Origin of the sequence: Sphingomonas sp. KR3-1, assembly GCF_040049295.1 — a bacterium.
In the GTDB taxonomy this organism is placed as follows: domain Bacteria; phylum Pseudomonadota; class Alphaproteobacteria; order Sphingomonadales; family Sphingomonadaceae; genus Sphingomonas.
In genome coordinates this window covers 207,592-228,488 of the sequence record NZ_JBDZDQ010000002.1, presented here as the reverse complement: position 1 = coordinate 228,488, position 20,897 = coordinate 207,592, and the positions used below count along the sequence as shown (strand labels likewise).

Genomic DNA, 20,897 nt, shown 5'->3' with positions numbered 1-20,897 from the left:
GCCTGGAAATGCCCTCGGTGCCCGGCCAAGTCACGTTAAGCTTTGGTCATGATCCGGTCACCGCCCGGCGAGCCGGCGCGCTCTAGATGCGGCACAGTTTCAAGGAGTTCGCGATGCGCCGTATCACGCTTGCCCTGGCCCTGCTGGCCCTGCTGCTCGGCGGGTTCGCCGGCTGGCTGGGCTATATCGGCTATTTCGGCGGGCCGGTATATTATGACATCGCCCCCAAGCGCCCCGCCGCCCCGGCCGCGCGCAGTCTGGCGGTGGTGCTGGTCTCGGGCGACATGGGCTTCAAGATCGGCATGGGCCCCGACATCGCGCAGCGCTTCGCCGCGGACGGGATACCCGTGGTCGGCGTCAGCTCGCTCGCCTATTTCCGCCACCAGCGCACCCCCGCGGAGATCCAGGCGCTGATCGCCGATGCCGCACGCCGCGCGCTCGCCTTCGGGCACGCAGACCGGCTGGTGCTGGTCGGCCAGTCCTTCGGCGCGGACATGATGCATGTCGGGCTGACCGGCCTGCCCGCGGACCTGCGCGCCAGGGTCAAGATGGTCGCGCTGGTAGTCCCCACCGACACGGTCTTCTACCGCGCCTCCCCGTCCGAGCTGTTCAATTGGGCCAAGCCCGATGCGATGGCGCTGCCCACCGGGCGCCAGCTCACCTGGGTGCCCGCCGTCTGCGTCCAGGGCGTCGAGGAGACCGACAGCCTCTGCCCGATGCTCACCCAGCCCAACATGCGCCGGATCGCGCTGCCCGGCGGCCACATGCTCCACCGCGATCCCGACGCGCTCTACCGCGCGCTCCGGGGCGCGATTTCGCACATTACAAAACTGTAGGGTTCCCCCCACCCGCCCGACAGGCACGCGGGCGCAAAGGGCAGCACGAGAGAGAGACTAGGAGACATTTCCATGCGTTTCGGCAAGATCCTGGCCGGCATCGGCCTGGGTACCATGCTGCTCGGCGCGGTACAGGCCTCTGCCCAGGCCCCCGCCGCCGCCGCAGCCGCTACCGGCGTCGTCGGCACCTGGGTGAACCCGCGCGGCAGCGTCAAGGTGAAGACGGGCGCATGCGGCGACAAGCTGTGCGGCTGGGTAGTCTGGGCCAACGACCAGGCGACCAAGGACGCCAAGGACAGCGGCGTCGACAAGCTCATCGGCACCGAGCTGCTGCGCGACTATCACCCCACCGGCAACGGCAAGTGGCAGGGCCAGGTCTATGTCCCCGACATGGGCCAGACCTTCTACTCCAAGATCGAGCAGCAGGGGCCGAACGCGCTGAAGATCAGCGGCTGCATCCTCGGCGGCTGGATCTGCAAGTCGCAGGTCTGGAACCGCGGCTGAGGCCGTGACCATGTCCGCCCGCACGAGGACCGCGCTGCAGCTCGGCGCCGTCGCCGCCGTCGTCGCGCTTGCCTGCGCGGCGCTGCACGGGTTGCTGCACGAAGTGCGCTGGCGCGACGTGCGCCACGCCTTCCACGCGATCGGCCCGCTGCAGATCGCCGGCGCGCTGGCGCTGACCGCGGGCAGCTATCTCATGCTGACGCTGTACGACGTGCTGGCGCTGCGCATCGTCGGGCGCCCGCTCCCCTATCGCACCGCGGCGCTGGCCTCGTTCACCAGCTACACGCTCAGCCACAATCTCGGCTTCGCGCTGCTCACCGGCGGCTCGGCGCGCTACCGGGTCTACAGCGCGGCGGGGCTCGAGACCGCGGACATCGTCAAGGTCGTCGCCACCGCCAGCGCCACCTTCTGGTCGGGCGTCGTCGTGATGGCGGGCGCCGCGCTCGCGCTGCACCGGACGCCGCTCGCGCTCGGCGGCGTCGCCGTCTCCACCACCGCGCAGCATCTGCTCGGCGCCGCCATTCTCGGCGCGACCTTCTGCGCGCTCGCGCTGCTGCGCGGGAAGCCGCGCGAATTGAAGCTGTCGCGCTGGCATTTCCGCCTGCCCAGCCTGAGCCAGGCGCTCGGGATGATCGCCACCTCGGCGATCGACCTCGCCCTCGCCAGCGCCGCGCTGCTGATCCTCGTGCCCGGCGCCAGCGCGCAGGCCTTCCCCGCCTTCTTCCTCGGCTATGCGCTGGCGATCATCGCCGCTTTGGTCACCCATGTCCCCGGCGGCGTCGGCGTGTTCGAGGCGGTGATGCTCGCCGTGCTGCCGGGCACCGACCCGTCGACGATACTCGCCGCGCTGATCCTCTACCGGCTGATCTATTATGTCCTGCCGCTGCTCGTCGCCGGCGCGCTGCTCGCGGTGCACGAGCGCCGCCAGCTCAGGAAGCCGCTCGCCGCGATCCGCGCCGCCGGCCTCGCGATGCACGGGCTCGCCCCGACTTTCCTCGCCGCGATCGTCTTCGTCGGCGGGATCGTGCTGCTCGTCTCGGGCTCGCTGCCCGCCATCCCGGCGCGCCTGCGCGTCCTCCATAGCTTCGTGCCGCTGCCTTTTGTCGAGGCATCGCACATCGCCGCCAGCCTGGCCGGCACCGCGCTGCTGCTGATCGCGCCTGCGCTCTATCGCCGGCTCGACGCTGCCTTCCACCTCTGCCGCACGCTCCTCCTCGCCGCAGCGCTGTTCTCGCTGCTCAAGGGCGTCGACTATGAGGAAGCCGCGATCCTGCTGGTCATCGCCGGCCTGCTCCAGCTCTCGCGTACCGCCTTCTACCGCAAGACCGCGCTCACCAGCGTGCTGTCCACCCGCGCGCTGCTCTCGGTCGCGGTCGCGGTCGGCCTGGCGACCTGGATCGGCTTCTTCGCCTTCAAGCATGTGCCCTATCAGGACGACCTCTGGTGGGAGTTCGCCTGGCGCGGCGACGCCTCGCGCTTCCTGCGTGCCAGCTTCGCCACCGCAGTGGCGCTGACCTGCGTCGCGGTCACCCAGTGGTTCGGCTATGCCAAGCCCCGGCGCGAGGAGCATGCCCCCGATACCGAGCTGCCGCGCACCGCGCTCGCCCATGCCAACCGCACCGATGCGATGCTCGCCTATACCGGCGACAAGCGCTTCCTGCGCTCGGCGAGCGGCGAGACGCTGCTGATGTACCAGGTCCAGGGACAGAGCTGGATCGTGATGGGCGACCCCGTCGGTCCGCGCGCGGAATGGGGCGACCTGCTCTGGCTGATCCGCGAGATGGCGGACGCGGCGCAGGGCCGGCTGCTGCTCTACCAGATCTCCGCCGAGGCGCTGCCGATCGCGATCGATCTCGGCCTCCAGCTCGTCAAATATGGCGAGGAAGCCCGCGTCTCGCTCCCCGGCTTCACGATGGAGGGGCCGGAGAAGCGCTCGCTGCGCCATTCGGAACGCCGCGCCGCGCGTGAAGGCGCCAGCTTCGAGATCGTCCCCGCCGCGCAGGTGCCCGGCATCATGGCCGAGCTGCGTGCGGTGTCGGACACCTGGATGCGCGACAAGGGCAATAGCGAGAAGGCCTTCTCGGTCGGCCGCTTCGACCCCGCCTATGTCGGCCGCTTCGATTGCGCGCTCGTCCGCCGCGGCGGCGCGATCGTCGCCTTCGCCAATGTCTGGGCGACCGAGAATCGCGAGGAGCTGTCGGTCGACCTGATGCGCCACCTCGCCGACATGCCGTACGGCACGATGGACTTCCTCTTCGTCCAGCTGATGCAATGGGGCCGCGACCAGGGCTATCGCTGGTTCAACCTCGGCATGGCGCCGCTGTCGGGCATCGAATCGCGCCGCCTCGCGCCGATCTGGGCGCGGATCGGCGCGCTGCTCTATCGCCACGGCGACGCCTTTTACGGCTTCGAGGGCCTGCGCGCCTACAAGGACAAATTCTCGCCGGTCTGGACCGCGCGCTATATCGGCGCGCCTCCGGGCCTCGGCCTGGCCCGCGGCATGATCGACCTGCAGACGCTGATCGGCGGCGGTTCGCGCAGCGCGGCGCGCCGGGGGAAACTGAAGCTGGTGGCTTAGTATTTCCCCTCCCTGCAAGGGAGGGGAGTTAGAAATACTAGTACCGCCCCCACACAAACCGCGACGACAGCGCGAAATTCCACACCGCCGCCACTGCGATCCCCGCCATCGCCGCGAACCGCCAGTCGCCATGCTGAACATCGTGGAGGAACCCCGCGACGCCGACATTCGCCGCAGCGCCCACCCCGCACACCACGCAGAACCCCGCCCAGCCGCGCAGCATCGGCCCAAAGCCCTTCAGCCGTTGTTCGCGATAGGTCAGCGCATTGTTGAGCAGGAAGTTGAAGCTCATCGCCGCGATCACCGCCAGCAATGTCGCGCCGACGAACGGCCAGGCCAGCCCTTCGAAACACGCCGCCAGCACCGCGAAATGCACCGCGGCGCCCAGCGCGCCGATGCTCGAGAACATCGCGAAGCGCACCGGCACGACCTTGCCGAACATCCGGTCATAGAGCGCGATCAGATATTCCATCGCCACGACATGATCGAGCTTGCTCTCGCCCAGCGCCCGGGTGCGGAACACATAGGGCAGCTCGCGAAAGTTCAGCGGCCGGGGCGAGGCGGTCATGAGGTCGAGCAGGATCTTGAAGCCGATCGCCGATAGCCGCGGCACCAGCGCGCGCACCACCTCCGTACGGATCATGAAGAAGCCGCTCATCGGGTCGGACAGGTCGGCCTTGAGCACCCGGCGCGAGAGCCGCGTCGCCAGCGCCGATTTCGCCACCCGGTCGCTGTCCCATTCCCCGGTGCCGCCGCCCGCGACGAAGCGCGAGCCGATCACCAGGTCGAGCGCGGCATCGCCTTCCAGCGCGTCGAGCATCTTCGGCAGCAGCGTCTCGTCATGCTGCAGGTCGCCGTCGATCACCGCCACCAGCGGCGCGGCGGTGGCGCACATGCCCTCAATGCAGGCGGAGGAGAGCCCGCGCCGCCCGATCCGCTGGATCACGCGCACGCGGCTGTCGCTGCGGCCCAGTTCACGGACGATATCCGCCGTCCCGTCCGGGCTGTCGTCGTCGACGAAGATCGCTTCCCAGCTCCGCCCCGCCAGCGCAGCATCGAGCTTCTCTATCAGCAGCGGCACGTTCGCGCGTTCGTTGAAGGTCGGGATCACCACCGCAAGCGCGAGATCGGTGCCGGGCGCGACCCGGGCGAAGCGGGCGATCTCGCTGTCGAGGAAGAGCTTCATGCGATCCCTTTGCTGAGGCTCGTCAAGGCCCCGGGAGGAGCGCGCCGGGGCACAGTACACAGGGCGCGCCCTCCCGGGGGGTTCGAGAGCAGGCCGCGCGTGCCGGGGGACGGACTTGCGCGGCTTGCCTCGGGGGCATGGGGAAGACGGATTCCCTGTGGCGATCCCGCAACAGATTTTGGAAAAATTTTGCGGCGCATCTGCCCCTTCTGCTCCCCTCGCTGAAAGGGAGGGGTATCCCTTAGAACCCGATTTCCAGCCCGAGCCGCACTGTGCGCGGGCGCAGCGGCGTCACCTGCTTCTCGTCGCGGATCAGCAGCGGCGAACCGAGCGCGAAGCGGTTGCCGCGGGTGTCGAGCAGGTTGGTGGCCGAGAGCGTCAGCGCCCGCCGCCCGCGCGCCAGGCGCAGCTCCAGCCCGGTATCGACATAGTCGCCCTGCGTCTTGCCGAGCACCGGCCCGATACCGAGCGTCGATTTGCCGACATAGCGCAGATAGGAAGTGGCCGAGAATTCGGTGTCGCCGCCTCCCAGCGCGGTGCGATAGGCGGCGCCCAGCCGGCCGCTGGCATCGGCGACATTGGGCAGCCGGTTGAAGTCGGACGGTCCCTCGACCAGCGGGAACACCGCCTGGGACGGGTTGGTGACCTTCGAGCCGTTCAGATAGAGCGACGCGTCGAAGTCGAGCCCCGGCGCCGCCTTCCAGCGCGCGGCCAGGCCCAGCGAGAGCACGCGTCCGTCGCCGATATTGGCGGTGGTCGGGAAGCCGAAGCCGTCGATCAGGTCGGCCTGGATGCTCGTCCACCAGGTCATCGATGCGCTCGCGGTCAGGCTCAGCCCGTCGGCGGTATAGCGCGTGCCCGCTTCGACAGTGGATAGCCGGTCGCCCTGGAAGCGCTGGATGATGTCGCGGCGCACCGCCAGCCCGCCAGGACGGAAGCCCTGCTCGAAGCGGCCGAACAGGGTGAGCCCGGCAAAGGGCTGATAGGCGATCGCGGCGGACGGCAGGAAGCGCGTCTCGGTGCGCGCGGCCTTGGCGCCCGGATCCTCACGAAAGGCATAGGAGCGATCGGCGTCCTCGGAATTGCCGGTCAGATGCGAGCGGGTCAGCCGCCCGCCGGCGGTGACCGTCACGCCGCGCACCGGCTCGACCGTGCCTTCGCCGTACAGCGTCGCCTCGGCGACGGTGTTGCGCACGCCGGTCAGCGCGAAGCGGCGGCTGCCGAAGCTGCGGTTCACCTGCCCACGATTCTCGAGCAGGCTCACGCCGATCAGCCAGCCGGTGCCGCGCGGCCCCCTGCGGGAAAGCCGCGTTTCGGTGGTGAGCATGTTGACCCGGTTGACCTGCTGGTAGCCGATCAGCTGCGAATTGGCGGGCGGCAGCGGAAACGCCTGGTTGACGTTGACGACCGAGGCGCCGGCGAACACTTCGGACACATATTGCTGGGCATAGGCGGCGGCCGAGCTCAGCTCGATATCTCCCCAGCGCTTGCGGGCGACCAGCTCGCCCAGCCAGAAATTATTCTCGAACGGCTGGGCGATCGTGCTCGCGCGGGTGAGCCCGTCGCCCTGGCCGTCGGCATATTGCGCGTCCCGGCCCTTGATGCTCTGGCCGACGCCGCCCAGGTCGACCGTCCAGCCGTCGACATTCCAGCGCAGCGCTGCGCGCCCGCCGGTGGTGCGCACGCTGTTGACGTCGTTCAGCCCGCGCTCGCGGTCGTCGATATAGCCGCCGTCGCGCGCGGTGAAGACGAGCGCGCGGGCGGCCAGCTCGCCCTCCTTGATCGGCAGGTTGAGGATGCCGCCCAGGTCCCAGCTCGGTGCGCCATGCTCGGTCAGCGCGCCGCCCCCCCAGACATGGCCGCCGCTCGCCCAGGCGTCGGGCGCGCGCGGCACCACGCGGACGACGCCGCCCAGCGATCCGGCGCCGTAGAGCGTGCCCTGCGGCCCCTCCAGCACCTCGACCCGGCCGATATCGTAGAGCTTCAGGTCGGGATCGGGCGCGCTGTAGGTGATGCGGCTGTTGCCCCAATATTGGCCCACCGTCGCCTGGGTCGGCCCGACAAAGCTCGAATCGGCGATGCCGCGGATGAACAGCTTGTTGCGCCCCGGCCCGAGATGCGTCGAGGCCAGGCTGGCGACGCGGTTGGCGATCACGTCGCTGCCCTGCCCGCCCTGCGAGACCGGGATGTCGCTGCCCTCGACGATCTGGACGCCGCCCGGATAGGCCTTTAGCGGCACGTCGCGCTTGCTGCCGGTGACCAGGATCTCGGCCGGCGGCGCATCCGGCTCCTCCGCCTGGGGCGGTGCCGCGCGCGGCCGGGGCGGCGGCGGCGGGGCGCGCTCGATCAGCCAGGTGCCGGGCGCGACGCGGCGCGCGCGCGTGCCGGTGCCCCTGAGCAGTTCCGCCAGCGCGCCGTCGACGCTGTGCCGGCCCTTGAGCGCGCGCACCCTGACCGCCCCGAAGGCAGGGTCGCGCAGGCCGATGCTGCTGCCGGTCTGGCGGCCGAGCGTGAACACTGCCGCATCGAGGCGACCGGCGGGCACGGAGACGCTGTGGCGCTCGTCCTGCGCGAGCGCAGGCGGAGCGGCGAGCAACGCGATCGGGAGGATCAGCTCAGCGCGGCGCACCGTTGATCGCGTCCAGCGTCCAGCCCTTGCCGGCGCGCGTCGCCCGGGTGCCGGTGAGCGCCGCGATGCGCTCGATCACCGCGCCGGGGCCGCCCTGGGTCGAGATCGTGCCGGTGAAGGCGATGTCGCCCGCGCCCCTGCCCGCGCGGACCGGGATGCCGAGATTGCGCGACACGTCGGCCGCCACCCGCTCGAGCGAGACGTTGCGATAGACCAGCTGCCCGCCGCGCCAGCTGCCGACATCGGCGGCGAGCGTGCGCGTCACCTCGGGCTTGCCGGCGGCCGGCACGCTGAGCGCGTCGCCGGGCGACAGCCGCACCGCGTCGGCCTGGGGCTGGTAGATCACCGCGCCCTCGGCCACCGAGACGCGCAGCCCGCTCTCGTCGCGCACCACGTTGAACACCGTGCCCGCGTCCTGCAGCACCGCGTCGCCGGTCTTGACGATGAAGGGATGCGCCGCGTCGTGGCGCACTTCGAACAGCGCCTCGCCCGCGACCAGCTCGGCCTCGCGCTTGTCGACCAGCGCGACCTGGGTGGCGCCGTTGAGGATCATCTTCGAGCCATCGGCCAGCGCGACTTCGCGGCGCTCGCCGGGGCCGGTGGCATAATGCTGCGCGGCCGGCCCGCTCAGGCTCGTCCAGCCGACGATCAGCGCCAGCGCCGCCGCCACCGCGCCGCCCGAGATCCAGGCGAGCCGCCGCTGCGGCCGCGCGACCGGCTCGAGGTCCTGCACCGGCTCGTCCGCCGACGGCGCGGTGCGGAACAGCGCGGCCATCGCATCGTCGGTCTCGATCGCGACATTGTAGGCAGCCAGGTGCGCGGGATCGCGCTCGAGCCAGTCGGCGAACGCGTCCCAATCGGCAAATGCCGTATCCTGCAGCCGGATCACCCAGTTGCGGGCATCCTCTGCGATGTCTTGCGAAACCCCGTTCATGCCCACCTCGCCCTCAGGACGGAGCCGATGCGCTCATTCCGCATCGAACTTGCCCTTCAGCTCGGCAATGGCCCGATAGGCCTTTTGCAGATCCTTCTCCACCGAGCTCAAGCTTATCCCCATGTCGCGAGCGATCGCTGCCTGCCCGTGCCCCTCGAGCCGATAGCGCCGGAAAACCTGATCGACTCGCGGCCCGAGCGCAAGCAGAGTCGCCTCGGCCTCGCGCAGCCGCTCGCGCGCGATCAGCACGCGCTCGCCCTCGGGCGCCGAGTCGCCCGCGGCGAGGTCCTGCCATTCATGCTGGCGCCGGCCGCGGCTGATCGCGGCGCGCTGGCGGTCGCGCAGCACATTCTCGGCCGCGCGGAACAGGTAGGAGACCGGATCCGCCACCGGCCGCGCCTCGGCGCCGGCGAGCTTGTGCCACAGATCCTGGAGCACGTCCTCGGCATCGTCCCCCGCCCCGCGCGCGGCGAGGAAACGAAGCAGCCGCGGCCGCTCGTTCTCGAGCACGCGCTGGAGGCCGCTGGTCGGCGAGGTTGCGATCATGCCGTCGGCCAAAGCATTGTGCGCTTCTCTTGCCAAGCCTTGGCTGCGCGATGGCATAATTGCGGCGGCGGAAAGGAGCTCAGGCACCGGGGCGCCGCCGATAGACGATCCGGCTGCGATTGCCCACCGGCACCGCCAGCACGGGCACATAGTCGCGCGCCAGCACCCCGCGCACATGGCCGAGCACCGCGGGCGTCAGCCCCTCCGCGTCGGGCGTGCTGGCGACAACGAATTGCGGGCGCGCCGCCATGATCCGCCGCACCTCGACCAGCGGATCGACGCCGAGCGCCCGCGACTCGCGCCCCAGCGCGAGGTGGGCGGGAAACGGCCAGCGCGTCGGCAGGCAGCTGCCGGTCAGCCGGTAGAGCGAAGGCTCGCCGTCGAACACATAGAGGCAGTCGTGCAGCCGCGGCCGGAGATAGTCCGCCACCCGCTCCATCTGCGGCCCCCAGCCCCGGTCGCGGCGGTTGTCGTTGACGATGCACAGCGACACCGCGCCGAGCAGCAGCATCACCGCCGCGCCGCCGGGAATCCGCCACCGGCTGCGCGCCGAGGCGATCACCAGCCCGCCCGCACCGTCGCCGAACCAGGCAGCGGCGAGCACGCAGAGCGGCACGAGCAGCGGCAGCGCATAATGGTCGAAATAGGTGCCGAAGATCAGCACGCCGCCGATCGCCGCGATCGCCCAGCCCTGGAGCAGCCGGCGGACATCCTCCTGCGCCGAACGCAGCATCCCGCACCCCAGCCCGGCGGCGACCGCGAGCGGCGCGAGGGCAAGCAGCATCCAGCCGAGCCGCTTCAGCGTGATGCCCACGCCGTCAGAGCCGCGGTCGAGGATCGACAGGAAATTGGCCTGGACGAACGCATCGCCCTGCCCGATCGCGGCGTAGCTGCCCCAGGCCGCTAGCGTCGGCAGCAGCGCCGCCGCCACCCAGCCCGCGCCCATCGCCAGCAGCACGCCCGGCGCCACGCCGCGCTCCCGCCCCAGCCACAGCAGCGCCAGCCCGAAGAACAGCCCCTCGAACACCGCGCTGTACTTCACCTGCATCGCCGCGCCGACGAGCAGCATCGCCAGCAGGCCCAGCCCGAAGCCGCGCGCCCCGAAGTCGCTCCGGCGCGCCACGGCGGTCATCGTCCAGGCGGCGAGCGCGACGAACAGGTTGTAGAACACCGGCGACTGGCCGCCCTCGCCGCCGAACACGCCGAGCGCGAGGATATAGACCACCCCCGCCGCAGCCGCGCCGTGCGGGCTCGCCACCTGCCGCGCGATCCGCGCGATCACCAGCGCCGTCGCCACGGCGAACAGCGTCGCGACGAGCTGGTATTGCAGCACTCCCGCCCCGCCGAGCAGGCGGATCGCGGCATAGATCAGGAACAGCCCGATCGGCTTGCGGTCCCAGATGTCGACATAGGGCAGCGCCCCGTGGAGCATCCGGTCGCCGGTCAGCAGGTAGAACTCGTCGTCGACCTGCACCACCGGGTTGCCGAACTGCGCCGCCCGCGCCGCGATCGCGACGACCAGTAGCAGCGCGGCGAGCAGCGCGGGATTGGTCGCCCAGCTCCGCGTCGCCAGCGCGAGCCGCGCCGTCCAGACCGGCTGCGGCGGCGCGACGAGGTGCAGCGGCTCGAAATGCGGAAACTCGGCCCAGGCCCGGGCTGGGGTACGCGGCATGATCACCACCCGACAACGGCTTTATGTCGGGACGGAGCAGCGCGGGCGATCCCGCATGCCGGGCGCGCTCAGCCGCGCGCCGGCATGCAAGCGGCCAGGCTCAGCCCTTGGGCGGCCGCGGATAGGGCACGAAGTCGCCCAGCCCCACCCAGCCCACCGGCATGCGCATGCCGCTGTCGATCAGCTTCACCGTGTCGATGCTGCACAGCTGCGACGAATGCGTGTCGGTGACCATGATGTTGTTCCAGTCGAGCGACGAGGCGCCGCTGCGCGGACGGTTCACATAGAGCAGGCCGCCGTTCATCTCATAGACGATCGCGGTCCCGTCGATGATCCGCGCCGAGCGGATGTCGCGCTGGAAGATGCAGTCCACCGGCTTGCCGGCAGTGCGCCCGGCAATGGCCTTGGCAAGCTCGGCCTCGCCCTTGGCGTTGTCCTGCGCGGCGGCGGGCAGCGCTGCAAGCAAGCTCGCGCCGAGCAAAGCGATCGAGATCTTCTTCATGGCACGTTCCTTTCGGCCCCCGGGCGGATGACGGAGTATATAGGAGGTAGCCGTATTTCGGCTAGGGCGCCCCAAGGTGTGGATCAATTAGACGTGATGATTTTGAATGGGGGGATAGCCAAGCCGGCTTTGCGCCCTAATTTCGGTCATTCGGCCCCGCCTGCGGCGACCCCTAAAACTGCTGTTCATTCATACCGCATTTACAACCATTACCGGGAAGCGGCCCGACCGCTGACGACAACGCGGAGTGCTCCAAGCCGGGCCGCGCTGCGATCCAACGCTTAGAGAAGCTGGCCTTTTGGCGCTGCTCTTTTTTAAGCTCGAATGCGGGCCCTACTGAATGCAGCCCAACCCGATCATCGCGCGCGCTAGTTCGTCTTCGAATCTTCGAAAGGATGCGGAGGCTCTTAACCTATCCAGCCTTTGCCGCTGAGCGATGGCGGGAATTATTTGATGCACGTCAGGCGGAGACCTCCTCCCCCGCACCTCACTAATCGCCCGGTTGAGGGTGGCTTTTGGGTCAACAAGTCGCTCAGCCTCGCGCGCATCTGCAGGCAGACCCAGCGCGCCCAAGTCACCGTTGTATCCCAATGCCCCGCCGACTGCTTCCCGGTCCGCAAGCATCCATGCTTCGGTCTCATGACGCGGAGCGATGATTACGCAACGCTCTAGAGGAAACCCGCACAACTCAAATGCCGCGTGCCGGTACGCTTCAGATCGATGCCCCATATTGGCTTCCAGAGCCCGGCCGCCGGTATCAGCGTGTATGAAGGCGATGTGGAAAGCATCGCGCTCCCGGCACAGTTCCTCGGCGACGTCAGCCACCGCTCTACTGGACTTTCCAAGATCAATCGCTGAAGCCAGAGGCACGGTGACATTGCGAACCCCCCTCGCGCGTACGAGGTCTTCCATCAGAAGCGGAATGACGATGTCAAAGTAAGCTTGATCAGTTGCCCCCTCGTGCATGGCCGCCCAACTGAGGTAAGTCATGCTGCGTCGACGGAGCGTTGCAGGAGTGTTTCAATCTCCGCGCGTACCAAATGGCGCTCGGGATCGTAAAGGTCTCCTAGCGGTTGAACGCCCGTCCGCATCCGCGTTCGAACGGTTCGCTTCTTTGTGTGAGGTCCGACAATTGACACAACGTCAGCCGCGACAATTTCATGATCCTTCAGGCAGGCCATAACCTTGGGTGAATGGGTGGCTATCAATACTTGAAAGGACGGAATTTCAGGATCGTCTGAAACAACCGCAGATTGCCGCAAAAACTGGACCAGCGCCGGAATGCGTCCCTCATGGACGCCATTTTCTGGCTCTTCGAAGCAAAGGGTCCCTTGCCGCTCGGGATCATTGAGGAGGGTTAGCAACGCCAGCAAGCGAAGCGTCCCATCGGAAATAACGCGAGAGCTGAATGACAAATCGTCAGTGAAACAGATGTTGTATGCGTACTGACGCTGCGCGACGTCGCTGAGGCTCTCCAGCCGCAACACCGACGGGATCAGCGATGCCAAATCAGCGGCAATGTCAGCCAAAGCGCCATCGGGACGGTTTTGACTACCTGTCTCCTCTTTCAAACGTGCGAGAACAGCCGCCAGGTTCGAAGCGTCTGGCTTGAGGCGAGGCTCATCAAATCTGTCGTTGTCCAACCTCGCAGCTTGCGGATTAATTTCCAGGAAGCTGATATTGGAGAGTGCTTCACGGACCGCATAAAGGTGCGGAAACTCGGCGGTCGTGATCGTCGAAAGAGCGGTGCGAGAAGCCTCTTTCAATGATAGTGTGACAGGGCGACCGTGCTTTTGCCGCCCGTCCTGCCTCACCTCAATTGCGTCCTTTTCCTCATTCATTCTTATGAAAGGGGAAACTCGAGTGTAGTTGATCTTGATGGATCTGAGAAAGGCCCGAGCTTTGTCCTCGCTCTTCGCTATCGGCCTACAAAATTCTCGAACCACCTGGACCCGCCTAGGCATTCCGTCGCGGCCCATGAGGATGCCTAGTTCAAGCTCATAACGCAGCCTTTGGGCGGGAACGTCGTACTCGGTGCCGAACGCATCTGATCCCCTTCGAGGAACAAGTACCTCGACGGCGAAGATCATTCTATCTGCCGCGCCCTCAGGCGTTCGCCGAAACAATTCCTCCGGCTCACCCCTCAGGCCCTGCATTGCGTGTCGGATGTCGTGCTTCGCCAAGAGGGACACGAAGCGCAACGCGTCAAACAGATTGGATTTTCCGCTAGCATTCGGCCCCACGAGCGCGGCGAAAGGCTGAAGATCCACTTCGAAATCTTCAAAGGTCTTGAAGCCGCTTATTTCCAGCCGTGTGATCATTCGACAGTGGTACGGTTGAGGCTTTCACAACGCAATCCGTGAGGTCTGCCACCGCAATCACCGCAGGCATACAAACCTGCTCCACAATCCAAAGAACTGGCCTCTTATGCTCTTGTTAAAAAATGCTTTTGTTTGATGGTCTGGAGCGGGAAGGGTTCGAACCTGTGGATGCCGATACCAAAAATCTCTTTGGGACGCGCTCACGCTGCCGTGCATGTCGAGAAAATCGGATCTTGGCGGTTCGCGAGATAATTGAATGAGTGGCCGCTCGGCACGGTCGGTCGCCCAGTATGTGCCAGTCCGCTTACGGCCCAATGCCGGCCGCTCCACCCCTACCGCAGCTGCCGCTTCTCCAGCTTCCGCGCCAGCGTCCGCCGGTGCATCCCCAGCCGCCGCGCGGCCTCGGAGATGTTGAAGTCCGCCTCCACCAAGGTCTGGTGGATATGCTCCCATTCCACCGTCTTGATCGTCGAGGGCCGGCTGGCGAGCGGGGCGTCGGGGTCGCCGCCCTCGCGGTCGAACGCCGCCTCGATGTCGTCGGTGTTGGAGGGCTTGGCGAGATAGTAGGAGGCGCCGAGCTTGATCGCCTCCACCGCGGTGGCGATGCTGGCGAAGCCGGTCAGCACGACGATCCGCATGTCGGCGTCGATCGCGCGCAGCGTCTGCACGCAGAGCAGCCCCGATGCGCCGCCGAGCTTGAGGTCGACCACCGCGAAGCCGGGGCGGAAGCGTTCGAGCAGCACCGCCAGCTCCTCATGGCTGGCCGCGACCTCGACCAGATAGCCGCGCCGCTCGAACGAGCGCCGCAGCGTCCGGGCAAAGGCCTCGTCATCCTCGACGATCAGCAGCTTGCGGGAGCCGGTCATGGCCTGGATTCCTCCGCCGCCCGGGCGATCGCGTCAAGCGGCAGCCGGATGCGGACCAGCGCGCCGCCCTCGGCCCGGTTCTCGGCGCTGGCGGTGCCGCCGAGCGTCCTGAGCACGTTGACGAGCAGGAACAGCCCCAGCCCCCCGCCCGGCTTGCCCTTGCTCGAGCGATAGGGCTGGCCGAAATGGGCGAGCATCTCGGGCGCGAAGCCCGGGCCGCGATCGGCGACTTCGATCACCAGGTCGTCGCCGTCGCGCAGCGAGCTTACCCCCACCCAGTCGGGCGATGCCTCGACGGCATTGTCGATCACATTGGCGAGCACCTGGCGCAGCGTCGGGTCGGAGACGATCGCCACGTCGGGCCCGAACCCGTCGGCATAGTCGAGCGTGCCGGTCAGCCGGCTCGCCCGCCATTCGGCGACCACCGCGTCGAGGAAGCGGCGCACCGTGGTGAATTCGGGCGCGATGCCGCGCGCCTCGCCGGCGGAGAGCAGGATGCCGCTGACGATCGTCTTGCAACGCGCCACCTCGGCCTGCATGTCGGCCACGTCCTGCGCCATGTCCTTGTCGGCGGCGACGCGCGGCATGCGCTGCCAGTCGCCCAGGATCACCGAGAGCGAGGAGAGTGGCGTGCCCAGTTCGTGCGCCGCGCCGGTGGCGAGCAGGCCCATGCGGACGATATGGTCCTCCTCCGCCGCGCGCTGGCGCACCTCGGCGAGCGCGGCGTCGCCGTCGCGCAGGTTGCGGGCGATGCGGGTGATCATCAGCACCAGCAGCACCGCGATCAGCGCGAAGCAGATCAGGCTGCCGCCGAGATAGAGCCGGAACGGGTCGTTGAGGCCGGGCGGCAGGTCGAGCGGCACCGGGCTGATCGCGATGGCGATGAGCGACAGGCCGGCGGCGCCGACGATCGTCCAGCTCGACCAGGGCTGGAGCAGCATCGCGCCGGTGACGACCTGGAGCAGGAACAGCGAGGCGAAGGGGTTGGCCAGCCCGCCGGTGAAGTGGAGCTGCCAGGCGAGCGCGGCCACGTCGACGAGCATCGCGACGGTCAGCTCCCAGTTGGTGATCGCGTCGCGCCGGTCGAGCAGCGGATAGGTGCCGAGGTTGATGCCCGCGAGCACCAGCGGCGCCATGAACAGCGGGATCAGCGGCAGGTCGATGCCCATCACGAAATGGACGAAGCCGATCGTGGCGAGCTGGCCGCCCACCGCGATCCAGCGCAGCTGGACGAGCAGCCACATGTTGCGCCGGCCGGGGTCGGTGTCTTCCAGCCCCCCGGCGGAGATCATTCCCCGGCCTCGCGCCGCCGGGTGACGAACCACGCCGCCCACAGCGCCATGCCGCACAGCGCGAACCAGGTCAGCGCGTAGACGAGGTGGCTGTCGTTGAAATGGACCACGGTCAGCCCGCCCACCGGCCAGCCGCCGGGATTGGGCGTGGCGTCGGCGTCGATGAAATAGGGAGCGGTGTTGCTGAGCCCATGGGCGGAGGCGATAGCCGCCACGTCGCGCGAATACCAGCGACTGCCCTTGGGGTCGTTGCTGCGCAGGAAGCCGCCGCCCGGCTCGGTGATGCGGAGCAGCCCGGTGACCTGCGCCTGGTCGGGGCCGGCGGGCACCTGCCTGCGCATCGCGTCGGGGATGAAGCCGCGGTTGACCAGCACGGTGAAGTCGCGCGCCTGCAGCGGCGTCATCACCCAATAGCCCGGTCCGCGCTCGGTGACGGCCTTCACCAGCGTGACGCGGTCGTTCCGGAAATGGCCGATGACGGTGATGCGGCGATAGGCGTCGTTGCCAGCGCTGATCCCGGCCCATTCGCCGGGGCCCGGTGCGGCGACCGGCGCGGCGTGGATGCGGGCATCCACCGCCGCGATCAGCGCGTGCTTCCACACCCGCCGCTCGAGCTGCCAGATGCCCAGCCCCGCCAGCAGCACCGCGCAGGCGAGCATCGCCGCGGCGATGCCCCACCGTGCGCGGGGCTGGCGGGCGTCGGTCACGGCAGCTGGCTCGGGTCGTGCAGCGGCATCATGTTGGCGTTGAGGTGGTACATCACCCAGATCGAGCCCGAGAGCATGATCGCCACCACGATGATCGTGAACAGCAGCGCCGTCACCGACCAGCCGCCCTCTGCCTTGGGGCTGAGGTGGAGGAAATAGACCATGTGGACGACGATCTGCACCGCCGCGAGCGCGAGCACCGCCGCGGCGGTCGCCTCGTTCGACAGCGGCCGCGCCATCACCAGCCAGAACGGGATCGCGGTGAGGATCACCGAGAGCACGAAGCCGATCACATAGTCGCGCATCGAGCCGTGCGGGATCTCGACGCCGTGGCCGTGATCCCCGTGGTCATGGGTGTCGTGGCTCATCGCAGCATTCCCATCAGGTAGACAAAGGTGAAGACGCCGATCCAGATGACGTCGAGGAAGTGCCAGAACAGGCTCAGGCAGGCCAGGCGGCGCTGGTTGGCGGCGGTCAGCCCGAAGCGGCCGACCTGGACCATCAGCGTCACCAGCCAGATCGAGCCGAAGGTCACGTGCAGCCCGTGCGTGCCGACCAGTGTGAAGAAGCTCGACAGGAACGCGCTGCGCCACGGCCCCGCGCCCTCGTGGATCAGATGGTTGAACTCATAGAGTTCGATGCCGAGGAAGCAGCCGCCGAAGAACAGCGTGATCGCCAGCCACACCAGCACCTGGCCCTTGTTGCCGCGCTGCATGCCCAGCATCGCGAAGCCATAGGTGATCGACGAGAACAGCAGCATCGCCGTGTTCAGCGCGACCAGCGGCAGGTCGAACAGCTCCTTGGGGCCCGGCCCCGCGGCATAGCTGCCGCCGAGCACGGCATAGGTGGCGAACAGGATCGCGAAGATGAGGCAGTCGCTCATCAGGTAGATCCAGAAGCCCAGCATCGTGCTGTAGCCTTCCGGGTGCGGATGCTCGTCCAGGTCGTAGAAGCGGACCGGCTCGTCCGCGGCGGGGATCGTCGTGGTGCTCATCGATCAGGCTCCGGCGAGCTGGCGGGTGCGCGCAGCCTCGGTCTCGGCGACGGTTTCGGCGGGAATGTCGAAATCGCGCTTGTAGTTGAAGGTGTGGAAGATCGCCCCGCCGACCAGGCCGACAAAGCCCAGCCCGACCAGCCACCAGATGTGCCAGATCAGCGCGAAGCCGATCAGCGTGCTGATGCCGGCCAGGATCACCCCGGCGCCGGTGTTGCTCGGCATGTGGATGTCCTTGAAGCCGTCCACCGGCCGGGCATGCCCGCGCGCCTTCATGTCGTACCAGGCGTCGAGGTCATGGATGACCGGCGTGAACGCGAAGTTGTACTCCGGCGGCGGCGAGCTGGTCGCCCACTCGAGCGTGCGGCCGCCCCAGGGATCGCCGGTCACGTCCTTCAGCTCCTCGCGCTTCCAGATGCTCACCGCGAACTGGACCAGCATCGCGCCGATGCCCGCTGCGATCAGCACCGCGCCGAACGCGGCGATGATGAAGAAGATCTGCAGGCTGGGGTCGTCGAAGGTGCGCATGCGGCGGGTCACGCCCATCAGGCCCATGATGTAGAGCGGCATGAAGGCGATCCAGAAGCCGGGCACCCAGCACCAGAAGCTCACCTTGCCCCAGAAGCTGTTGAGCTTGAAGCCGAACGCCTTGGGCCACCAATAGTTGATCGCCGCGAACAGGCCGAACAGCACGCCGCCGATGATCACGTTGTGGAAGTGCGCGATCAGGAACAGCGAGTTGTGCAGCACGAAGTCGGCCGGCGGCACCGCGAGCATCACGCCGGTCATGCCGCCGATCACGAAGGTCAGCATGAACGCGATCGTCCACATCATCGGTAGCTCGAAGCGGATCCGGCCGCGATACATGGTGAACAGCCAGTTGAAGATCTTCGCGCCGGTCGGGATCGAGATCACCATCGTCGTGATGCCGAAGAAGCTGTTGACGCTGGCGCCCGAGCCCATCGTGAAGAAGTGGTGCAGCCAGACGAGGTACGACAGGATCGTGATGACGATCGTGGCGTAGACCATCGAGCTGTACCCAAACAGCTTCTTGCCCGAGAAGGTCGAGGTGACTTCCGAATAGACGCCGAACAGCGGCAGCACGAGGATGTAGACCTCGGGGTGGCCCCAGATCCAGATCAGGTTCACGTACATCATGGCGCTGCCGCCAAAGTCGTTCGTGAAGAAGTTGGTATGGGCGTAGCGGTCGAGGCCGAGCAGCGCGAGCACCGCGGTCAGCACCGGGAAGGAGGCGACGATCAGCACGTTGGTGCACAGCGACGTCCAGGTGAAGACGGGCATCTTCATCAGGCCCATGCCCGGAGCGCGCAGCTTGAGGATCGTCACGATCAGGTTGATGCCCGAGAGTGTCGTGCCGACGCCGGCCACCTGCAGCGCCCATAGATAATAGTCGACGCCGACGCCGGGGCTATAGGCCAGCTCGGAGAGCGGCGGATAGGCCAGCCAGCCGGTCTGGGCGAACTCGCCGACGAACAGCGACGCCATCACCAGCACCGCGCCGCCGGTGGTCATCCAGAAGCTGAAGTTGTTGAGGAACGGGAACGACACGTCGCGCGCGCCGATCTGCAGCGGCACGACGTAGTTCATCAGCCCGGTGACGAACGGCATCGCCACGAAGAAGATCATGATCACGCCGTGCGCGGTGAACACCTGGTCGAAATGGTGCGCGTTCAGGTACCCCTCGGACCCGCCGAACGCGAGCGCCTGCTGCAGGCGCATCATCAGCGCATCGGCGAAGCCGCGCAGGAACATCACCAGGCCCAGGATCATGTACATGATCCCGATCTTCTTGTGGTCGACGCTGGTGAACCACTCCTTCCAGAGATAGCCCCAGAGCTTGAAATAGGTCAGCGCGGCGAAAAGGCCGATGCCGCCGAGCGCGACGACCGCGAAGGTCGCCACGACGATCGGCTCGTGCAGCGGCAGCGCGTCGAGCGAGAGCTTGCCCAGGATCGGGCCAACGGGTGCGGGTTGCGGGATCATAGCTGGGTTCGCGATCAGGAGAGAGGACGCGGCCGGGTTTCGGACGCAACGCTGGGAGCGGTAGGAGTGGGCTTGGCCGAAGGCTGGCGGAGCCCGGCGCCGGTGAGCGGCGCCAGCTTCACCCGCGCGGCCTGCGCGCGCGCGGCCATCGGCTTGTCCTCGTCGCAGATCTGGCCGACGAAGCTCTTGCCGTCATGCATGTGGCTGCCCTGCGCCTTGGCATCGGCGGTCTGGCGGACATTGTAGAGCCCGGCCTTGCCCATGCCGCCCTGCGCGTCGATCGCGGTCATCTGGTGCATGCACATCTTGCCCGACTCGACGCAGAGGTTGGTCACGCGGTCGAACAGCCCGGTCTCGACGCCGGCATAATGGCGCACCGGCTCGCCCTCGCTCGGAACCGCGAGCTTCAGATAGCCGGCGCGGTCGAGCGTGCCGCCCGCCTTCTTCACTTCGGCCACCCAGGCGTCGAAGCCCGCCTGGTCGAGGCTGTGCGCCTTGAAGCGCATCTTGGAGAAGCCGTGCCCGCTATAATTGGCCGAGAAGCCCTGGAACACGCCCGGCTTGTCGAACGCGGCGTTGAGCGGCGTCTCCATGCCCGGCATCGCATAGATCTGGCCGGCGAGCGCGGGGATGTAGAAGCTGTTCATCACCGACGAGGCCGAGATCCGGAAGCGAATCGGGCGGCCGATCGGCGCGGCCATCTCGTTGACCGTCGCGATGCCCTGCTCGGGATAGATGAACAGCCATTTCCAGTCGAGCGCGACGACCTGCACCTCGAGCGGCTTGACGTTCGCCGCCACCGGCTGGCCCGGGCCGGTGCGCGCGAGCGGCCGGTACGGGTCGAGCAGATGGGTGCTCACCCAGGTGATCGCGCCGAGGCAGATGATGATAAGCAGCGGGGCCGACCAGATCACCAGCTCCAGGCTGGTCGAGTGATCCCAGTCCGGCTCATAGGTCGCTTCCTTGTTCGAGGCGCGGTAGCGCCAGGCGAACAGGATGGTCAGCGCCATCACCGGCAGGATGATCAGCAGCATCAGCAGCGTTGATGCGATCACCAGATCGCCCTGCTGGCGCGCGACGTCACCCGCCGGGTTGAGCACGATCATGTTGCACCCGCACAACGCTGCGAGCGCCGGCAGGGTCAGCAGGGCGCGAAGCCGAGCGGAGAGGAAACGGGGTCTAGGCATGCCGGGCGCCTAGGCGTCTCATGTTGCACCGCACATAGGACATTTTGTCCAATCCCCGCGTTGTCTGCTATGGCGCAAGAGCGCCGCGCCGGGACGTACCCGGCCCTCCATGGCATTAGGAAACGCGCTGGCGCGGCGC

The 20,897-nt window shown here is 67.8% G+C and carries 18 protein-coding genes; 3 read left to right on the top strand and 15 right to left on the bottom strand.

Annotation, left to right across the window (positions count from 1 at the left end; translation table 11 throughout):
• The first annotated feature begins 113 nt into the window (after positions 1 to 113).
• The 3 genes from ABLE38_RS12975 (at position 114) to mprF (ending at position 3,918) form a co-directional block, all read left to right on the top strand.
• Positions 114 to 836: an AcvB/VirJ family lysyl-phosphatidylglycerol hydrolase gene (locus ABLE38_RS12975; RefSeq protein WP_348974645.1), complete on the top strand. Its 723-nt coding sequence runs from the start codon at positions 114 to 116 to the stop codon at positions 834 to 836.
• 72 nt (positions 837 to 908) lie between these two features.
• Positions 909 to 1,340, top strand: a complete 432-nt coding sequence (locus ABLE38_RS12970; protein ID WP_348974644.1) for a DUF2147 domain-containing protein — start codon at positions 909 to 911, stop codon at positions 1,338 to 1,340.
• A 10-nt stretch (positions 1,341 to 1,350) separates the two neighbouring features.
• The gene (gene mprF, locus ABLE38_RS12965; RefSeq protein ID WP_348974643.1) at positions 1,351 to 3,918 is read left to right on the top strand and encodes a bifunctional lysylphosphatidylglycerol flippase/synthetase MprF; all 2,568 of its coding nucleotides are present in this window, start codon (positions 1,351 to 1,353) and stop codon (positions 3,916 to 3,918) included.
• A gap of 37 nt (positions 3,919 to 3,955) precedes the next feature.
• Here mprF and ABLE38_RS12960 read toward each other — a convergent pair whose 3' ends face one another.
• From ABLE38_RS12960 to cyoA, 15 genes are all read right to left on the bottom strand, one after another.
• Positions 3,956 to 5,104 (bottom strand): glycosyltransferase family 2 protein, encoded by a 1,149-nt coding sequence (locus ABLE38_RS12960; protein ID WP_348974642.1) that lies wholly within the window; start codon positions 5,102 to 5,104, stop codon positions 3,956 to 3,958.
• Positions 5,105 to 5,345: 241 nt separating this feature from the next.
• Positions 5,346 to 7,733, bottom strand: a complete 2,388-nt coding sequence (locus ABLE38_RS12955; protein WP_348974641.1) for a TonB-dependent receptor — start codon at positions 7,731 to 7,733, stop codon at positions 5,346 to 5,348.
• The gene (locus ABLE38_RS12950; RefSeq protein ID WP_348974640.1) at positions 7,720 to 8,667 is read right to left on the bottom strand and encodes a FecR domain-containing protein; all 948 of its coding nucleotides are present in this window, start codon (positions 8,665 to 8,667) and stop codon (positions 7,720 to 7,722) included. Before ABLE38_RS12950 ends, ABLE38_RS12955 begins: the two co-directional genes overlap by 14 nt.
• A gap of 33 nt (positions 8,668 to 8,700) precedes the next feature.
• The gene (locus ABLE38_RS12945) at positions 8,701 to 9,213 is read right to left on the bottom strand and encodes an RNA polymerase sigma factor (RefSeq protein WP_348974639.1); all 513 of its coding nucleotides are present in this window, start codon (positions 9,211 to 9,213) and stop codon (positions 8,701 to 8,703) included.
• Between the two features lie 79 nt (positions 9,214 to 9,292).
• The gene (locus ABLE38_RS12940) at positions 9,293 to 10,885 is read right to left on the bottom strand and encodes a hypothetical protein (RefSeq protein ID WP_348974638.1); all 1,593 of its coding nucleotides are present in this window, start codon (positions 10,883 to 10,885) and stop codon (positions 9,293 to 9,295) included.
• Positions 10,886 to 10,985: 100 nt separating this feature from the next.
• Positions 10,986 to 11,387: a hypothetical protein gene (locus tag ABLE38_RS12935; protein WP_348974637.1), complete on the bottom strand. Its 402-nt coding sequence runs from the start codon at positions 11,385 to 11,387 to the stop codon at positions 10,986 to 10,988.
• 333 nt (positions 11,388 to 11,720) lie between these two features.
• Positions 11,721 to 12,377 (bottom strand): hypothetical protein, encoded by a 657-nt coding sequence (locus tag ABLE38_RS12930; protein ID WP_348974636.1) that lies wholly within the window; start codon positions 12,375 to 12,377, stop codon positions 11,721 to 11,723.
• Positions 12,374 to 13,708, bottom strand: coding sequence for an AAA family ATPase (locus tag ABLE38_RS12925; RefSeq protein ID WP_348974635.1), 1,335 nt, complete (start codon positions 13,706 to 13,708; stop codon positions 12,374 to 12,376). The genes ABLE38_RS12930 and ABLE38_RS12925 overlap by 4 nt, the downstream gene beginning before the upstream one ends.
• A gap of 332 nt (positions 13,709 to 14,040) precedes the next feature.
• Positions 14,041 to 14,574, bottom strand: a complete 534-nt coding sequence (locus tag ABLE38_RS12920; RefSeq protein ID WP_348974634.1) for a response regulator transcription factor — start codon at positions 14,572 to 14,574, stop codon at positions 14,041 to 14,043.
• The gene (locus tag ABLE38_RS12915; RefSeq protein ID WP_348974633.1) at positions 14,571 to 15,866 is read right to left on the bottom strand and encodes an ATP-binding protein; all 1,296 of its coding nucleotides are present in this window, start codon (positions 15,864 to 15,866) and stop codon (positions 14,571 to 14,573) included. The genes ABLE38_RS12920 and ABLE38_RS12915 overlap by 4 nt, the downstream gene beginning before the upstream one ends.
• Positions 15,863 to 16,525, bottom strand: coding sequence for an SURF1 family protein (locus ABLE38_RS12910; protein ID WP_348975212.1), 663 nt, complete (start codon positions 16,523 to 16,525; stop codon positions 15,863 to 15,865). The genes ABLE38_RS12915 and ABLE38_RS12910 overlap by 4 nt, the downstream gene beginning before the upstream one ends.
• A gap of 44 nt (positions 16,526 to 16,569) precedes the next feature.
• Positions 16,570 to 16,941 (bottom strand): cytochrome o ubiquinol oxidase subunit IV, encoded by a 372-nt coding sequence (cyoD, locus tag ABLE38_RS12905; RefSeq protein WP_348974632.1) that lies wholly within the window; start codon positions 16,939 to 16,941, stop codon positions 16,570 to 16,572.
• Positions 16,938 to 17,567, bottom strand: a complete 630-nt coding sequence (gene cyoC / locus ABLE38_RS12900) for a cytochrome o ubiquinol oxidase subunit III (protein WP_348974631.1) — start codon at positions 17,565 to 17,567, stop codon at positions 16,938 to 16,940. The genes cyoD and cyoC overlap by 4 nt, the downstream gene beginning before the upstream one ends.
• A gap of 3 nt (positions 17,568 to 17,570) precedes the next feature.
• Positions 17,571 to 19,571, bottom strand: a complete 2,001-nt coding sequence (cyoB, locus tag ABLE38_RS12895) for a cytochrome o ubiquinol oxidase subunit I (protein WP_348974630.1) — start codon at positions 19,569 to 19,571, stop codon at positions 17,571 to 17,573.
• Positions 19,572 to 19,585: 14 nt separating this feature from the next.
• Positions 19,586 to 20,758, bottom strand: coding sequence for a ubiquinol oxidase subunit II (gene cyoA, locus ABLE38_RS12890; RefSeq protein WP_348974629.1), 1,173 nt, complete (start codon positions 20,756 to 20,758; stop codon positions 19,586 to 19,588).
• Positions 20,759 to 20,897: the final 139 nt, after the last annotated feature.

Coding starts and splice junctions, on each gene's coding strand:
- cyoB (WP_348974630.1), bottom strand. CDS start 19,571: ATGATCCCGCAACCCGCACCCGTTGGCCCGATCCTGGGCAAGCTCTCG.
- ABLE38_RS12960 (WP_348974642.1), bottom strand. CDS start 5,104: ATGAAGCTCTTCCTCGACAGCGAGATCGCCCGCTTCGCCCGGGTCGCG.
- ABLE38_RS12945 (WP_348974639.1), bottom strand. CDS start 9,213: ATGATCGCAACCTCGCCGACCAGCGGCCTCCAGCGCGTGCTCGAGAAC.
- cyoC (WP_348974631.1), bottom strand. CDS start 17,567: ATGAGCACCACGACGATCCCCGCCGCGGACGAGCCGGTCCGCTTCTAC.
- ABLE38_RS12925 (WP_348974635.1), bottom strand. CDS start 13,708: ATGATCACACGGCTGGAAATAAGCGGCTTCAAGACCTTTGAAGATTTC.
- ABLE38_RS12940 (WP_348974638.1), bottom strand. CDS start 10,885: ATGCCGCGTACCCCAGCCCGGGCCTGGGCCGAGTTTCCGCATTTCGAG.
- ABLE38_RS12920 (WP_348974634.1), bottom strand. CDS start 14,574: ATGACCGGCTCCCGCAAGCTGCTGATCGTCGAGGATGACGAGGCCTTT.
- ABLE38_RS12915 (WP_348974633.1), bottom strand. CDS start 15,866: ATGATCTCCGCCGGGGGGCTGGAAGACACCGACCCCGGCCGGCGCAAC.
- cyoD (WP_348974632.1), bottom strand. CDS start 16,941: ATGAGCCACGACACCCATGACCACGGGGATCACGGCCACGGCGTCGAG.
- ABLE38_RS12970 (WP_348974644.1), top strand. CDS start 909: ATGCGTTTCGGCAAGATCCTGGCCGGCATCGGCCTGGGTACCATGCTG.
- ABLE38_RS12935 (WP_348974637.1), bottom strand. CDS start 11,387: ATGAAGAAGATCTCGATCGCTTTGCTCGGCGCGAGCTTGCTTGCAGCG.
- mprF (WP_348974643.1), top strand. CDS start 1,351: ATGTCCGCCCGCACGAGGACCGCGCTGCAGCTCGGCGCCGTCGCCGCC.
- ABLE38_RS12910 (WP_348975212.1), bottom strand. CDS start 16,525: ATGCTCGCCTGCGCGGTGCTGCTGGCGGGGCTGGGCATCTGGCAGCTC.
- cyoA (WP_348974629.1), bottom strand. CDS start 20,758: ATGCCTAGACCCCGTTTCCTCTCCGCTCGGCTTCGCGCCCTGCTGACC.
- ABLE38_RS12975 (WP_348974645.1), top strand. CDS start 114: ATGCGCCGTATCACGCTTGCCCTGGCCCTGCTGGCCCTGCTGCTCGGC.
- ABLE38_RS12950 (WP_348974640.1), bottom strand. CDS start 8,667: ATGAACGGGGTTTCGCAAGACATCGCAGAGGATGCCCGCAACTGGGTG.
- ABLE38_RS12930 (WP_348974636.1), bottom strand. CDS start 12,377: ATGACTTACCTCAGTTGGGCGGCCATGCACGAGGGGGCAACTGATCAA.